At 48.2% G+C, this 16,169-nt stretch carries 15 protein-coding genes; 6 read left to right on the forward strand and 9 right to left on the reverse strand.

The window, feature by feature from the left end:
• Positions 1 to 404: 404 nt before the first annotated feature.
• From EII32_RS05685 to EII32_RS05695, 3 genes are read right to left on the reverse strand one after another with little or no spacing between them, the layout of a single operon-like run.
• A complete protein-coding gene (locus EII32_RS05685) occupies positions 405 to 1,310 on the reverse strand; it encodes a HipA domain-containing protein (protein ID WP_125234476.1) in 906 nt (301 codons plus the stop codon).
• The gene (locus EII32_RS05690; RefSeq protein ID WP_125234477.1) at positions 1,193 to 1,537 is read right to left on the reverse strand and encodes a HipA N-terminal domain-containing protein; all 345 of its coding nucleotides are present in this window, start codon (positions 1,535 to 1,537) and stop codon (positions 1,193 to 1,195) included. The genes EII32_RS05685 and EII32_RS05690 overlap by 118 nt, the downstream gene beginning before the upstream one ends.
• Positions 1,534 to 1,737: a helix-turn-helix transcriptional regulator gene (locus EII32_RS05695; protein WP_125234478.1), complete on the reverse strand. Its 204-nt coding sequence runs from the start codon at positions 1,735 to 1,737 to the stop codon at positions 1,534 to 1,536. Before EII32_RS05695 ends, EII32_RS05690 begins: the two co-directional genes overlap by 4 nt.
• Before the next feature lie 325 nt (positions 1,738 to 2,062).
• Here EII32_RS05695 and ruvB point away from each other — a divergent pair, with 325 nt between their 5' ends.
• From ruvB to ybeY, 3 genes are all read left to right on the forward strand, one after another.
• Complete coding sequence (gene ruvB, locus EII32_RS05700; RefSeq protein WP_125234479.1) at positions 2,063 to 3,097, forward strand: Holliday junction branch migration DNA helicase RuvB; 1,035 nt, start codon at positions 2,063 to 2,065, stop codon at positions 3,095 to 3,097.
• A 48-nt stretch (positions 3,098 to 3,145) separates the two neighbouring features.
• The gene (locus EII32_RS05705) at positions 3,146 to 4,723 is read left to right on the forward strand and encodes a S41 family peptidase (RefSeq protein WP_125234480.1); all 1,578 of its coding nucleotides are present in this window, start codon (positions 3,146 to 3,148) and stop codon (positions 4,721 to 4,723) included.
• A 146-nt stretch (positions 4,724 to 4,869) separates the two neighbouring features.
• Positions 4,870 to 5,280: an rRNA maturation RNase YbeY gene (gene ybeY / locus EII32_RS05710; protein ID WP_125234481.1), complete on the forward strand. Its 411-nt coding sequence runs from the start codon at positions 4,870 to 4,872 to the stop codon at positions 5,278 to 5,280.
• A 45-nt stretch (positions 5,281 to 5,325) separates the two neighbouring features.
• Here ybeY and dusB read toward each other — a convergent pair whose 3' ends face one another.
• The 4 genes from dusB to EII32_RS05730 form a co-directional block, all read right to left on the reverse strand.
• Entirely contained in the window at positions 5,326 to 6,348 is a 1,023-nt protein-coding gene (gene dusB, locus EII32_RS05715; protein ID WP_125234482.1) for a tRNA dihydrouridine synthase DusB, read from the reverse strand.
• Positions 6,349 to 7,476, reverse strand: coding sequence for a DNA-processing protein DprA (gene dprA, locus EII32_RS05720; RefSeq protein ID WP_125234530.1), 1,128 nt, complete (start codon positions 7,474 to 7,476; stop codon positions 6,349 to 6,351).
• A gap of 103 nt (positions 7,477 to 7,579) precedes the next feature.
• Positions 7,580 to 8,032, reverse strand: a complete 453-nt coding sequence (locus tag EII32_RS05725) for an acyl-CoA thioesterase (protein WP_233582314.1) — start codon at positions 8,030 to 8,032, stop codon at positions 7,580 to 7,582.
• Positions 8,033 to 8,110: 78 nt separating this feature from the next.
• The gene (locus EII32_RS05730; protein WP_125234483.1) at positions 8,111 to 9,412 is read right to left on the reverse strand and encodes a DUF2851 family protein; all 1,302 of its coding nucleotides are present in this window, start codon (positions 9,410 to 9,412) and stop codon (positions 8,111 to 8,113) included.
• A 211-nt stretch (positions 9,413 to 9,623) separates the two neighbouring features.
• Between EII32_RS05730 and EII32_RS05735 the strand changes: the two genes are divergently transcribed.
• The 3 genes from EII32_RS05735 to coaD are packed head-to-tail and all read left to right on the forward strand — an operon-like array spanning position 9,624 to position 13,236.
• Positions 9,624 to 10,772: an N-acetyltransferase gene (locus EII32_RS05735; RefSeq protein WP_125234484.1), complete on the forward strand. Its 1,149-nt coding sequence runs from the start codon at positions 9,624 to 9,626 to the stop codon at positions 10,770 to 10,772.
• A 60-nt stretch (positions 10,773 to 10,832) separates the two neighbouring features.
• Positions 10,833 to 12,803, forward strand: a complete 1,971-nt coding sequence (locus EII32_RS05740; protein ID WP_410524569.1) for a DNA topoisomerase IV subunit B — start codon at positions 10,833 to 10,835, stop codon at positions 12,801 to 12,803.
• Complete coding sequence (coaD, locus tag EII32_RS05745; RefSeq protein ID WP_125234485.1) at positions 12,796 to 13,236, forward strand: pantetheine-phosphate adenylyltransferase; 441 nt, start codon at positions 12,796 to 12,798, stop codon at positions 13,234 to 13,236. The genes EII32_RS05740 and coaD overlap by 8 nt, the downstream gene beginning before the upstream one ends.
• 139 nt (positions 13,237 to 13,375) lie before the next feature.
• Here coaD and EII32_RS05750 read toward each other — a convergent pair whose 3' ends face one another.
• Together EII32_RS05750 and EII32_RS05755 are read right to left on the reverse strand one after the other, a co-directional pair.
• On the reverse strand, positions 13,376 to 14,386 hold the full coding sequence (locus EII32_RS05750) for a M28 family peptidase (RefSeq protein WP_125234533.1): 1,011 nt from the start codon (positions 14,384 to 14,386) through the stop codon (positions 13,376 to 13,378).
• Between the two features lie 23 nt (positions 14,387 to 14,409).
• Positions 14,410 to 16,164 carry a membrane dipeptidase gene (locus tag EII32_RS05755; protein WP_125234534.1) on the reverse strand — a complete coding sequence of 585 codons (1,755 nt, stop codon included), beginning with the start codon at positions 16,162 to 16,164 and terminating at the stop codon, positions 14,410 to 14,412.
• Positions 16,165 to 16,169 lie beyond the last annotated feature (5 nt).

Genomic DNA, 16,169 nt, shown 5'->3' on the forward strand with positions numbered 1-16,169 from the left:
CGAGGTTAAATGATTGGACATACAATACAAAGTTAATTAATCTTAGGGAGACTCAGGTCTCCTTTCTTCTTTTTTTGTATTGCCGTCGGACGCTCCCGAGGACTTTGCGCCCCCGCAGTGTTTTTCATGGATTTAAGGCTGCGCATGAACAAAAAACGTTGCGTTTCTAAATGGAATCTTCACATATAATCCGGAGGTCTCCGGTTCAGGTTCAGGCTGGTTCACATTAAAAATCAGGGGAATTAAGATAAGGTCTTGATTCATTTTTCTTTTCTCGGAGAATATGAGGTGAACACAGAGTGCTAATTTTTTAAGAAGTATTACTTGTTATATGTTTGGATTCCAATCAACCAAAGGATTTTATGACTTTTCGGTTGTTTGGTCATTTACACACAACATGAATCTTACTTCTGTAATTTGGCCAATCGTGATATTATGAGTTCTTCGTATGCTTTCTTCATATCTTCGCTGAGAAAAGAATTGCGTATGAGTGCCTGCCACTTGGGTAGAGCATTATGAAGACTCGCAATAAGACGCAATACAACATTCTCCTCTAATCCTATTGTTTTTGTGGTATTTAAGAAATCTGTCAAACGTAACTTCGTTTTCCTACCTGACAAGGGTAAAGCCAATTCTTCTTTATCTTTAGGATTGGCAATAGCCACATTGAGCAGGTCATAGGCAGGTGTCAGTCTATAATCCTCTGAAGGTCTGTAAAGAGAGAAATTCTTCAGATGCATATCATTATTACCCGTGACAAAACAAAAGAGCAACAACAACATATAGTTTGTCAAGTCAAGTTTGGGAGTACTGCTATATTTGGAAATAGCCTTTGCAATCTGCTCATACGAACCTTTATATTTATACTCCGTAGGATGCAGTGTCAGTTGACACATGTCTTCCATATCAATCTTCTCGCCATTCTTTGTACGATCAATGCGCTTTGTTATATAGCCAAGTCTGCCGTCTGCAAGACGAATAAGGCTGTGAGGCACGACACTTATCTTGATCGCTTCTGCAAGGTGCATGGTCAAGTCTTCGTTCTCAGGCAACATGGGATAATCATCTGTCTGAGGCTTTAATATGTAGTCGCCCCAAAGTCCCACGATAGTCAGCCGGCTGCTACCTTCGTGTTTATTAAGATTCATCGACAACTTGGGTTGCACACCCGTCAGTGATGTTTGGGCACGGATTACTTGTTCAGCAAGTCGGTCAAGGTCTTCGTGACGATATTCCAATAGAGGAACCTCTCTTGTACCGAAAAACTTCCGTGCACACCCCGGATGAAAGTCTTTCTGTCCTCCTTCCAATTCTTTATAGCAATATCAAGCAACCAACCCTCGGGTATCAGACCATCGAAGAAAGGAAACAAAATGGGACTCACGAACGCCTCCGTCTGTAATGGGAGAGTCAGACTTATCGGCCGTGCATCTTCTCCGGCAAGATACACGTCATCATAACAGAAACGGTATTCTCCACCATCTTCCGTTAGGATGCCGGCAAGTATGTCCTTGCGATATATCTCAGCTTGTCTCATGATTTCTTTGTTGCAATAAGTTCGTAATTAAACAAATCAAGTAGTTGATTTACCTTATCCATTCTCAACGTTGGCTTACCTTGCTCCAAATTTCGCACGAAACAAAGCCCTACTCCCGACTTCATGGCAAGGTCTTCCTGAGTAAGACCATATTCCTTACGCAGAGCCTTTACGACAGTTGATAATTGTGTCTTTTCCATAAGAATTATATTATTTCGCATACAAAATTACAACTTTATTTTAAAATTACATCGTTTCTAATATAAAAAGTATGATATTTGATGCTTTTATATGCTTTCAAATGTGCTTTTGGCAAATATCTCTCTATAAATCTAAAGCCCACTTCACCGAAAAGTTATCCCAATCTAACTTTTATGTGATTATTTTTATAAACCACAAAAGAAGCCTCGTAGCTCTTTTGAAGTTATACACCGCCGCTACCAACTGTAGTTTCATTCCAACACCATTGCAGTTATTAAGTCAAAATTTCATTATTTCAACTTTATTTCATAACTTTGCAACCCTATGGAAGAAACCTTTGACATAAGGCAGAAAGAGGTGTCGTCTGCCGAGAGAGATTTCGAGAACGCACTGCGACCGTTGCAGTTCGCCGATTTCAGCGGACAGAAGACCGTCGTGGAGAACCTCGACATATTCGTCGAGGCAGCGAAATATCGCGGCGAACCACTCGACCACACTCTCCTTCACGGTCCTCCGGGACTGGGAAAGACCACTCTGTCGAACATCATTGCCAACGAATTGGGCGTGGGATTCAAGATAACCAGCGGTCCGGTGCTTGACCGTCCGGGCGACCTTGCAGGCATTCTCACCTCGCTCGAGCCGCGCGATGTGCTGTTCATTGACGAGATACACCGCTTGTCGCCCGTAGTCGAGGAATATCTATACTCCGCAATGGAGGACTACCGCATCGACATAATGATAGACAAGGGACCTTCGGCACGTTCGATACAGATAGACCTCAATCCGTTCACACTCGTGGGAGCCACCACTCGCAGCGGAATGCTTACCGCACCGATGCGTGCGCGTTTCGGCATAAACATGCACCTTGAATACTACGAGCCGGAAACACTTATGCGGATATTGAAGCGCAGCGCGTCGATTTTGAACATACCGATAAGCGATGAGGCTGCGATAGAGATGGCGCGCCGCTCGCGAGGCACACCGCGTATTGCCAACGCATTGCTGCGCAGGGTGCGCGACTTTGCACAAGTGAAAGGTACGGGGCGCATAGACACACAAATAACACTCATCGCACTCACCGCACTCAACATAGACAAGTACGGTCTTGACGAGATAGACAACAAGATTTTGCTCACGATAATAGACAAGTTCTGCGGCGGTCCCGTGGGACTTTCCACCATTGCCACAGCCATCGGTGAGGATACCGGTACGATAGAAGAGGTTTACGAGCCGTTCCTCATCATGGAAGGATTCATAAAACGGACACCGAGGGGACGCATGGCAACCGAACTGGCTTACCGTCATTACGGCAAGAGCATATACGGCAGCAATGCCGCACAACCGGACTTATTCGGATAGAGTATATCCGGAAATGAACGATTTACAATAAAAAGATTTGCAATAATAATGCGAAAGAGAAATTTTATAATGCTGGTTATGGTGATGACAAGCATCGCCACGCAGGCACAATTGAAGATAAACTTCGGGGGGAAAAGCCCCACCGCAAAATTGAAAGTGGCAGAAAGTGCCGTATCAAACCTTTATGTGGATACCATTGATGAGGAAAAACTTGTCGAAGATGCCATACGGGGAATGCTGAAAGGACTCGACCCGCACAGCACATACTCCACGGCAGAAGAGGTAAAAGCAATGAACGAACCGCTGCAAGGCAATTTCGAAGGCATTGGAGTGCAGTTCAACATAGTCGAAGACACGCTGGTGGTAATGCAGCCGGTAATAAACGGACCGGCAGAAAAAGTGGGAATAGTGGCAGGCGACAGAATAGTTACGGTAAACGATACTGCCATTGCCGGCGTGAAGATGTCGCGCACAGACATAATGAAACGACTCCGAGGACCGAAGGGAACAATGGTACACTTGGGCATAATGCGCCGCGGAGCAGACGGGATTCTCTCATTCGACGTGAAGCGTGACAACATTCCGCTCTATACAATCAATGCCGCCTACATGATTCGACCCGGAGTAGGGTACATACGCATAGAGAGTTTCGGCGCAACGACATACCGCGAGTTCATGGACAAAGTACGAGAATTGAAACAACAGGGAATGCGCGATCTCCTACTCGACTTACAGGACAACGGCGGGGGATACCTTCAAGCGGCGGTGGATATTGCCGGCGAGTTCCTTACCGGGGGCGACCTCATTGTATATACCGAAGGAAGAGCAGTGCAACGAATGGAGTATAAAGCAAATGGAAAAGGCATAATGACATCGGGAAAAGTGGTGGTACTGGTCAACGAACTAACGGCATCGGCTGCCGAGATTGTGTCGGGAGCGGTTCAGGATCAAGACCGTGGCACCATCGTGGGACGCAGAACGTTTGCCAAAGGACTCGTACAACGTCCGGTGGAGTTCAACGACGGTTCGATGATACGACTTACCGTGGCACACTACTACACACCGTCGGGACGCTGCATACAGAAACCTTATAAAAAGGGAGATAGGGAAGAATATGCACTCGACTTTGAGAAAAGACTCAAGCATGGCGAACTGACCAACCGCGACAGCATTCATTTCAACGACTCTCTGCAATACCATACCCTGCGCAAACACCGCACCGTTTACGGAGGAGGGGGGATAATGCCGGATGTGTTCGTACCGCTCGACACACTGCAATACACCGCTTTCCACCGCAAAATGGCAGCGAAGAACATTGTCATAAACGCTTCGCTGAAATATATCGACAAAGAACGAAAGTCATTGAAACGCGCCTACGATAGTTTTACAAAGTTTGAACGCAACTACGAGGTGCCGAAATCATTGCTCGACGGCATAGTTGCCGAGGCAGACAAACAAGGAGTGAAGCCTAAAGACGACGAAGAACTCGGTCGCACCATTGACGCCTTGCGATTCCAGTTGAAGGCTCTCGTGGCACGAGACCTGTGGAATATCAACGAGTATTTCCGCATTTTCAACGAGCATAGCGACATAGTAAAGGAAGGATTGAAGGAAATGGAGAGATGAGGGAGAAGGAGAATTACGTAGTCGTGGAATAATGACAATGCCTTTATCAGTTTTCCAATAAAGCAAACATTGACAAAGATGTTGTTACAACTCCTTAATTTCCCTGCTCCCCCACACTTGAAAATTCCTCCCAAGAAAAGAAATATATGATTACATTCAACAATGACGACATAAAAATGCCGTCAATAAAAAAACGCATTACAACGGCATGGATAAAAGCCGTGGCAGCCACCTACGGAAAAAAAGTGGGAGACATAGGATATATGTTCGTAAACGACGAGCGCATACTCGAAGTAAATCGCGAATATCTCGGCCATGACTACTACACCGACATAATTACTTTCGACTACTGCGAGGGCGACACAATCAGCGGAGACCTCGTGATAAGTCTTGACACGGTGCGCAGCAACGCCGAACAGTTCGGCAAGGATTACGATGAAGAACTGCACCGCGTAATCATACACGGCATACTGCATCTATGCGGCATCAACGATAAAGGACCGGGCGAACGCGAAATAATGGAGCAAGCCGAGAACAAGGCTCTCGCCATGCGTTAGTCCTTCGGCATGCCGTGCTGCCGTCGCACCGTGACCGTGCGGGCTTCAATGCGATGTGTCTGCAAGTCGCCTGCGACACATTTCCAATATGGTTGTCAGTTCTTCCACCGTTTCCGCGCGCAGCATTGCAATCCGCGTTTGACGGAAATCGGGAATACCTTTGAATATCGGCGAAGATGCAAGGTGGCGACGTGTGTGAAGTATTGCACGCAGTTCGTTGCGCGAGTCTTCTCCCCTTTCGTTCCTGACATGCTCCATGTTGATGTGCAGTTGCTCTATCAGAATATTTATCTTGTCATCCGTTGATAGTGTTTTACCCGTGCCTTTCGCCGCAAACCAATCGTTTATCTCCTTGAAAACCCATGGTCTGCCGAATGTCGCGCGCCCTATCATCACCGCATCTACGCCATATCTTTCGAAAGCCTGCTCCGCTTCCTCGGGCGAGGTTATGTCACCGTTGCCTATTATCGGGATAGTGATGTGCGGGTTGTTCTTTATCTCGCCTATCAATGTCCAGTCGGCATTGCCGGTATACATCTGCGAACGTGTTCGTCCGTGTATCGTCAGTGCCTTTATACCGCAATCCTGCAGTTGTCCGGCAAGAGTGGCAATGACAATTTGTTCGCTGTTCCACCCCAGTCGAGTCTTAACCGTGACGGGCGTATTCACCGCTTTTACCACCTCTCGTGTGATGTCAAGCAGCAGCGGGATGTTCTGCAACATACCTGCACCGGCTCCTTTTCCTGCCACCTTCTTTACCGGACACCCGAAGTTTATGTCTATCACATCGGGGCGTGCCTCGGCCTCCACTATCTTCGCAGCCTCCACCATCTGCGGCACGTCGCGCCCGTATATCTGTATTCCAACGGGGCGTTCGCCGTCGTCAATGGTAAGTTTGTTTACCGTACTCTTTACCGATCTGACCAATGCTTCTGCCGATACAAACTCGGTATATACCATCGATGCTCCGAAGCGTTTGCACAATCGGCGGAAACCGATGTCCGTAACATCTTCCATGGGTGCGAGAAACAGCGGCCGTTCGGGAAATGTGATATTGCCTATTTTCATTTAACTCAGCAAGTGATATTGCCCTCCTGCCAATGGTTTCACAATACCTTTCAGTTCCATCTCGAAAAGCAGTGCCGTAATCTTGGCTATGGGCAGGTTCGTTTTTACCGAAATCATGTTTATCTGCATGTCGTTCTGTTTTTGCAATGCGTTGAACACCAATGTTTCGTCCGGCGACATCTGCGGGAAGAGTTGTCGTTCGATGCCTTGCCGTCGTGCCTTACCCAGCATGGCATCGTCCGTCCACCCCATTGCTTCTGCAAAGTCTTGCGCCGATGTAACGAGTGCCGCACCATTGTTGCGGATAAGGTTGTTGCAGCCCTCGCTGTACATGTCGCCCACCCTTCCGGGGAAAGCGAACACATCGCGGTTATAATCGCGTGCCAATCGTGCCGTTATGAGTCCTCCCCCGCGGGCGGAACTCTCCACAAGTATGCAGGCATCGCTAATGCCCGCCACTATGCGGTTGCGCCTCACGAAGTTCATTTTATCGGCATTGGTTTGCGTGAAAAACTCTGTCAGAAGCCCGCCTTGCTCTGTCATCCGTACCGCGGTGTCGCGGTGTCGCGGCGGATAAATTTGGTCGAGTCCGTGTGCCAGCACTCCCACTGTCTCGTAACCGTTTTGCATTGCACACCGATGAGCATTTATGTCGATGCCGTATGCCAGTCCGCTCACTATGAGAACATTCGGGCAAACATTTTTCAGTTCTTTTACAAAGCGACTTACAATGTCTTTGCCGTAGGCTGTGCAATGCCTCGTCCCGACGATGTTTACCACCCTCTTTTGGTTAAGATCGGCATTGCCGCGATAGAAAAGCAGCAGCGGAGCATCATCGCACTCGCGCAAACGGGCAGGATAGCGTGTGTCGTTCATCGCCAGCGGCATTATGCCGTGCTTCCGACAGAAGTCCATTTCCACCTCTGCACGTCTCATTGCATCATCGAGTCCGCGCAGTCCGGCTACCAATTTCTCCGATGCATCGGGGAACACTTCTCTTATATTGTTCCTATGTTCCAATATTTCCAGCGCGCTTCCCGTCTTGCGGTACATCAACGAAAGTCCCGAAAGGCTGAAATAGTTGATGCGCATCAAGGCGAGCGTTGCCAAAATCTCTTTCTCGTCCATCACGTCCGTTGTCATTCCATATTTTGTTTTCAATCAAAACAAGATATACTTGATTGTGTGTTGCAGACCGATTACTACTGATTTGCTTTACAGAAAAGGTCTGTCATTCCTCGAAATAATCATTGAAAGCAGCGTCGTATTCTTCCGAACGACCCAACTTTCCGTCAATGAGGCACACCAATTCCACCTTTGCCCGCAGGCTGATTTTGTTGTCGCAGGCACGTATTATATCCTGATTGAAAACATATCTAACTCCCTCTTTTTTTATGCTCAGTCGCGAGATGAACTCATCGTCGCATCGCAGCGGAACCTTGTATTGCAGCGTCATGCGCGCCACAACGGCATCTATACCCTTTCGGTGCATTTCGGCAAAACTCAGTCCGCACTGTTTAAGGAACAAATGTCTCGTGTGTTCGAGATAATGCAGATAGTTCGCATTGTTCACTATACCTTCTATATCACACTCGTAGTCGCGCACTTCCATACGTGTTTCAAATATGCCGCCCTTTTTGGCAGGCTTTGCATGTTCGTCGTTCATTTTAATTTCGTTTGCCATTATTTGTTTTTAAAAATGATGTGATCAATTTTCTTATTCAATGTCTTGTACCTATCAAAGCAAGATTGGGCGGCATCGTCATTTCCCCGGCTCTTTAAGATACTCGTATCCTATTCGGCATCGCAGGCAGTATTTACGGTCGCAGTATTCCTTTTTCAGTTGTATAAGAGCCTGACTGTCGCCTGCATGAGATGCGTCAATGCCGCAGTCGCGCCACATTCTCGTTATTCCGTTGTCCTCAACTTTCATTTCCTCAAGCATGTGGAAAGCCCTTTCGCAGAATGACTCGTCCTGCCCGTATCGCCCGTATGCGAAGAGTACGGGTATCGCCGTGTTTATTATTACAAGGTTTAAAGATGCTTGCGAGAGAGTTTTCGCACTCTTGCCGCTTGCACGACCGAAAGTGTAGTGGTTCTCCCAATATGGGGTTACTCGCGTCTTAAGCATCTCCCTTATTTCTTCTGATGTACGACAGTCCAACAGCCGGCTTAATTCCGTACGATGTTCGTAATACAGCATGGCGATTTGCGACAATCTTATGTACGGGAAATTCTGTGGTCGCAGTCTCATGAAACGCCATGCACCGGCATCCATCGGCTGCAACGAGAACTTGTGCGACAAGTAGGCGTACTCGTTTTTCAGTCTCGACAGATAAATGTCTTGCGCCGCATCGTTGCGGCTGTGTATCGGAATGGCAGCCTCGTCGAGTAATCCTGCCTGCCCGAAGAACATCGCCTCTATCTGGAAAAGATTGTCGCGATGGTGTGCTGCCTGCGTAAGCGGAATATGCCTCGCCCATGTCTCAAAGGCATCGCCGTTCACACCGAAACCGAAATTGCGTGCGAGTGTAACGAAATAGGCTGCCTCCCACGAGCCGCCCGATTGCTCGAGACGGGCGAGGATTGCCTGTGTCTTCTGTTCGAGACGCTCGGTCTGCAATGTGTTGAGCCATCCGTGCAACATTAGTTGAGACAGTCTCGGCACAATCTTATGGCACGGCGGATATTTGTCTGCCATCAACAGTTCCTCATACTGCCTGCTGACATATTGCGGCACACTTATCCTTACCTGCGGAACGACGCGTCCCGAAGAGGTCGTTACATCCGCATCGGAAAACTCGACAACATGCAACACGACATTGTTGTATGCCGCATCGCTATCGTGCCCGTGCTTGTACCAGTCTGACGAGCGGTTATGTATCTCTACGTTACCTACCCACAGTGTTCCGCCCACCTTCACCTTGGCATTGAAAAAGTCGGGACCGGCATCGTTGTTATGCAGTCCCGTGTCGATTATATCGACGATTTGCCCGTCGGTAGTTATCAAACTGTCCGCAAGAAACAACTTGTGCTTCCAGCAATAATGCAACAGCATCTCCATTATTCGTTTTCCGTTTTCTTGCTTTAACAAAATACAAAGTTACGAAAAAATACCGTAACGCAGGAATTATTCCGTGACAAATATGTTTTTTAAGGCATAAAGGCGACGTTTTGTGTCACTTTTCCAGTCTTTATTTCAAAACCTTTGGAGGTTAGCGGGTTATTTAGTAACTTTGCAACCTATATTGTCATATTAAAACCAATAAATCTATATGTCGGACATAGAGATAAGGAAAGTTTCTTCAAAAAAAGAACTAAAGACATTCATCGATTTCCATTACGACTTGTATAAGGGCAATGCTTACGACACGCCGGCTTTGTTCCTTGATGACATGAATACTCTCAGCAAGGACAAAAACGCAGCATTCGAGTTTTGCAAGGCGGAGTACTACATGGCATACAAAGACGGAAAAATGGCGGGAAGAGTTGCCGCAATAATAAACGAAAAAGCGAACGAGAAGTGGGGAAGCAAAAGCGTAAGGTTCGGGTGGATTGATTTCATCGACGACATAGAAGTATCGGGAGCACTGCTCAAAGCCGTAGAAGATTACGGAAAGGCGCACGGCATGAATCAGATAATAGGTCCGTTGGGCTTCACAGACATGGATCCGGAAGGCATGTTGACATGGGGATTCGACCAACTCGGTACCATGGCAACAATATACAACTATCCATACTACCCCGAACACATGGAGAGACTGGGAGGATGGGAGAAAGACAATGACTATGTGGAGTTCAAACTGCCCATACCGAAGGATATACCGGAGAAATACACGAAAGTGGCGCAGATGGTGGAGAAACGCTATAATCTGCACGTCAAGAAATTCACGAAGAAAGATGTGTATAAAGGTGGATACGGACTTAAGATGTTCCAACTCATAAACGAGGCTTTCAAAGACTTGTACGGATACAGCGAAATGAGCGAAAGGCAAATAAAACAATATATCGACATGTGGATGCCGCTCGTGGATTTCAACCTTGTCACAGGAATTGAAGACTGGAACACACCCGACCACGAACTGGTGGGAATAGGCATAACCATACCATCGCTCGCAAGAGCATTGCAGAAATGCCGGCGCGGACGGTTGCTGCCGTTCGGGTGGTGGCATGTGATGATGGCACTGAAATTCCGCAAAACAAAGATTGTCGATCTGTTGTTGATAGGCGTAAAGAAAGAATACCGCAACAAAGGAGCCAACGCATTGATGTTTGCAGACCTCATTCCGCGTTATCAGGAATACGGACTCGAATGGGGAGAGAGCCAAGTTGAGATGGAGACAAACGACAAGGTGCAGGGTCAGTGGCAGTATCTCGAACATATTCACCACAAGAGCCGCAGATGTTACAAGAAAAAGTTATGACGGAAAAGGCATGCCGCGGATAAATAAAAAACCGTGGCAGGTAACATGAAAAGAACTATGATGGAAGAAAATTTTATTGAAAGCAGCACGCCGATAAAGGACAACAACGGCACAGTACAGTATGACGAAGAGAACATCAGGCATCTCTCCGACATGGAGCATGTGCGCACGCGTCCCGGCATGTATATCGGAAGACTTGGCGACGGCTCGATGCCGGAAGACGGTATCTATGTGTTGCTGAAAGAGGTTATCGACAATTCCATCGACGAGTTCAAGATGAACGCCGGAAAAAGAATCGAGGTTGACATCGAAGAGGGACTGCGTGTTGCCATACGTGACTACGGACGGGGAATACCGCAGGGCAAACTCGTCGAAGCGGTCAGCGTACTCAACACCGGCGGAAAGTATGACTCGAAGGCATTCAAAAAGAGCGTCGGACTGAACGGAGTGGGCGTGAAAGCGGTCAATGCACTGAGTTCTCACTTCGAGGCAAGCAGTTATCGCGAAGGAAAAGTGCGCTCGGTGGTGTTCAGAAAAGGCGAAATGCAGAACGATACCACGGAGAATACACAGGACGAGAACGGGACATATATATTCTTTGAACCGGATTCCGAACTTTTCAAGAACTATCACTTCCATGACGATTTCGTGGAAACGATGCTCCGGAATTACACTTACCTGAACACCGGACTGACAATAATGTACAACGGGCGCAGGATTCAAAGTCGCAACGGATTGAAAGACCTGCTCACCGACAATATGACCAACGACGGTTTGTATCCAATAATCCACTTGAAAGGCGAGGACATAGAAATCGCTTTCACACACACCAACCAGTATGGAGAGGAGTACCACTCGTTCGTAAACGGGCAGCACACCACACAGGGAGGAACACACCAAAGCGCATTCAAAGAACATATAGCACGCACGATAAAAGAGTTTGCCGGAAAGAATTTCGAATACGGAGACATAAGAAACGGAATGGCGGCGGCAATAGCGGTAAATGTGGAGGAGCCGATGTTCGAAAGCCAGACAAAGATAAAACTCGGCTCGCTGACCATGAGTCCCGAAGGGGTAAGTGTGAACAAATACATCGGAGATTTCATAAAGAACGAGGTGGATAACTTCCTGCACAAAAAACCGGATATCGCCGAGCAGATGTTGCAGAAGATTGCAGAGAGCGAGAAAGAGCGTAAGGCAATGGCGGGCGTAACGAAACTTGCAAGGGAGAGGGCTAAAAAAGCCAACCTGCACAACAGAAAACTGCGAGACTGCCGGATACATTACAGCGACGCGAAAAACGAACGCAAGGAAGACTCGTGCATATTCATAACAGAGGGAGACTCGGCAAGCGGAAGCATAACAAAAAGCCGCGACGTAAACACACAGGCAGTGTTCTCGCTCAGGGGGAAACCGCTCAATTCTTTCGGACTTACAAAGAAAGTTGTGTACGAGAACGAAGAATTTAATCTGCTGCAAGCCGCACTCGACATCGAGGACGGTCTCGACTCACTGCGATACAACAAGGTAATTGTGGCGACAGATGCCGATGTAGATGGAATGCACATAAGACTGCTCATAATAACGTTCTTCTTGCAGTTCTTCCCCGAACTGATAAAGAAAGGACATGTATATGTGCTGCAAACACCGCTTTTCAGAGTGCGGGCAAAGCGTACCAAAATAAAGAACAAGGAAGTTATAAAAGATGTCGACACAAAGACTGCGGGGAAAAAGAACGACTATATAACACGCTACTGCTACAATGAAGAGGAAAGAGCGCAGGCGATATACGACCTCGGACCGGATCCGGAGATAACGCGATTTAAGGGTCTCGGAGAGATTTCGCCCGACGAGTTTTCCGGATTCATAGGTCCGGACATGCGCCTTGAGCAAGTGACACTGCACAAAACCGATCAAGTGCAACGGTTGCTTGAATACTACATGGGCAAGAACACTATGGAACGACAGAACTTCATAATAGACAATCTCGTAATAGAAGAGGACAGACCGGAGGAGGATATTTATGAGTAGAAAAGGTATTTTCGTAGGCAGTTTCGACCCGTTCACAATCGGGCATGCCGACATTGTCAGCCGGGCATTGCCGCTGTTTGACACCATAATTATCGGAGTGGGAGTAAACGAGCGCAAGCAATACATGCAGTCGGCAGAGGAACGATCCCGCAGGATAAAAGAGATATACAAGGACGAACCGCGCATCGAGGTACATACCTATGGCGACCTGACAGTGGATTTCGCACACCGCATGGGTGCAAACTTTATTATAAAAGGTGTGCGCTCAATCAAAGACTTCGAGTATGAGCGAGAACAGTCTGTAATAAATCGCCGCATTGGCAATATCGATACGCTGCTACTGTATGCCGATCCGCGTTACGACAGCATCTCATCAAGCATGATACGCGAATTGATACATTTCGGCAAAGACGCTGCCGAGTTCCTTCCATGACCGCCGGAAGGGTGTTAACCCAAGCCAAGCAGGTCTTTGTCGTAAAGTTGTCCGGGCAGAAAGGGGAGCAATACAGATTTATTTGCTCCCCTCTCTGCCCGGATTAATGTTTTGTGGACTGCCGCGGCGGAGTTGGTTGTCAGTTTTCGGAGAACAGAACTTGTACCAACGTCTGTCCCACGGCTTTGAGAGTGTTGCGGTCTATATTGTCCATAGTGTCATTAATGGTGTGCCACACAGGACCGAACGAACTCTGTGCGCAGTCGGGATAATATGCGATAATGTCGGCTGTGGGTATCTTTGCGTATTGGTTTACCGGCACATGATCATCGGTGACACTGCCTCCGATCTTGTCAGGGAAATAACTTCCGAAACCCACTACTTTTGCCGCTGCATGTATCTTATCGACCACCACCGGTGCCAGTTGTACCGAAATTCCCTCTTTATAGAACTGTGCACCTTGTCCGCCGACCATGTCGAGCAATATTCCGAATACCGCCTCGTAACCATGTCGGTGCGGGTTCTTTGCCCAATACTGTGCTCCGAGAGCCCATGAGTCGCCTTGATCGGATACGTTGCTCCACCGAGGAATGCCGTAGTCTTCGGCATCAAAGCACACGAAATCTATGCCCATTTTGAGCGAGTCCGCTTGATGCACGATGCGAGCCAGTTCCAACAGCACTGCAACCCCCGATGCCCCGTCGTTTGCCCCCATTACGGGCGTGTGCCAGTTGGCGGAGTCCGTATCGTTGTCTGCCCACGGACGACTGTCCCAATGAGCGCACAGCAGCACACGGGTGGTATGTTCGGGTTTGTAAGAAGCAATGATATTGGTACACTTCAGCGTCTTTCCGTCCCATGCCGTTATGTCGGTTTTCTGTTCGGTCACGGTGCATCCGTATTGCTTGAACTTGTCGGCAATCCACCTACCGCATTCTTCGTGTGCCGCCGAATTCATCGTCCGCGGTCCGAAATCGCACTGTGCCTTGCAGAAACTATACGCACTGTCGGCATTGAAATCAGGTCCTGTCGGTATCTGTGCCACGAGTGTGGCATCGTCATTTGTTTGTCTTTTGGTTTTGCAACTACCGAGTAATACCGGCAGAGATATTGCCGTAATAATGGTCACGATGAGACTTTTTCTCCCCATTTTTTCATATATATACATGATGATTATTTCTTTGTTGCCGCCGATTGTACTTGAGCCATTACGCGTATCCAGTTTCCGCCCCATATCTTCTGTATGTCGCGTTCGCTGTAATTGCGTTCCATGAGTTGCCGTGTAAAATTTATCATCTCCGAGGAATCCGCCATTCCGCGCACCCCTCCGTCTCCGTCAAAATCGGTTCCTATGCCCACATGGTCTATTCCCGCAATCTCTATGGCATGCTCGAGATGACGTATGACATCTGCAATGGTTGCTTCTCCTTGTGTTCTCAGAAATCCCGGGTAAAGTGTTATCTGTACCACGCCTCCCTTACCGGCTATTGCACGCAGTTGGTCATCGGTGAGATTGCGCGGGTGATCGCACAGTGCGCGGCAGTTGCTGTGACTGCACACCACCGGCATACGACTCAATTCCACTGCGTCATAGAATGTTTTCTCGCCTGCGTGTGAAAGATCCACCATCAGTCCGCAGTCGTTCATCTCGCGTATCACGTCTCTTCCGAACTTGCTCAAGCCTCCATGTGTGTTACAGCCCTTTGCAGAGTCGCAGATGTCATTGTCCCCGTTGTGACACAGAGTGATATATACCACTCCGCGCTGTGCGAAATGCCGCACGTTCTGCAGGTTGTGACCAAGTGCCAGCCCGTTCTCAATTCCGAACATGATGGATTTCCGTCCTTTCCGTTTGTCTTCGTACAAGTCGGCTGCGGTGCGTGCAATGCTTAGGTATTGGCGGTTTTTCCGAACAATCTCCTCTATCTTGTCGAAAATGAGATCGGCATATTTCGTTGGTCCGTCAACATCGAACGCCACTTTCTGCGAGAACATTTCGCCCATTTTCGGTTGCGGAAGATATGCCGCCATGATTACCGCATCCTGTCTGCCCTCGGTCATCTTATGCAGGTCGCAGAGTATTTCCGGATCGCGATGTCCGAAATCCACGCCTTTATGGAAGAACATCGGTGTGTCGCAGTGTGTGTCCAACGTAAGCACCCGGCAGTGAAGTTGTTTCGCCATTCGGAATTTCCCGGCTTCGTCAACGAGCCATTCGAACAGCGGAGCACCCTCCGGCAGCCATTCCGGATGCCATTGTACGCCGAGCACCGGTTTATATTCCACGCTCTCTATCGCCTCTATCACACCATCGGCGGCATGCGCCGAAACAGAGAATCGTCTGCCCGGTGCAGCCACTGCCTGATGATGTATGCTGTTGACAAGTATGCGTTTTCTTTCTCCGAATATCCTGTACAGCAGTGTTCCCGGTTCTATCGTTACGCTGTGTGTGAGTTCCTCTCTCGGCGCATCTTGCGAATGCTTTATCTCTGAAACCACATGTTGTTGCACTTTCCCGTCGAGTGCCACCGCTAATGTCTGTATTCCGCGGCATATACCGAGTATGGGTATGTGTCGGTTGTACGCCAATCGGGTTGCGAGCAGTTCGGGAAGGTCGCGCGTACTATTGATGTTGCTGAGGTTTGCCGATGGTTCTTCGCCCGCCCACAGTGGGTTTATGTCGGCTCCGCCCGTTAGCAACAGTCCGTCGATATTTTCGAGAGTGTTTACTATTACATCCCTGTCTGCCACCGGTGGTATGAGCACGGGCGTTCCTCCCGCTTCTATTACAGACATGTAATATCTGTCGGCAAGCCGTGCGTCTCGCTCCACATAGTTTGTCGTTATGCCGATTACCGGCTGCTGTCTGCCCTCCGGATAGTTGTTGTAGAACTCTCCCAAGTGGTTTCTCAGGTCGTATGTGCGCATCTTTC

It is taken from the genome of Prevotella sp. OH937_COT-195, from assembly GCF_003932845.1.
Taxonomy (GTDB): domain Bacteria; phylum Bacteroidota; class Bacteroidia; order Bacteroidales; family Bacteroidaceae; genus Prevotella.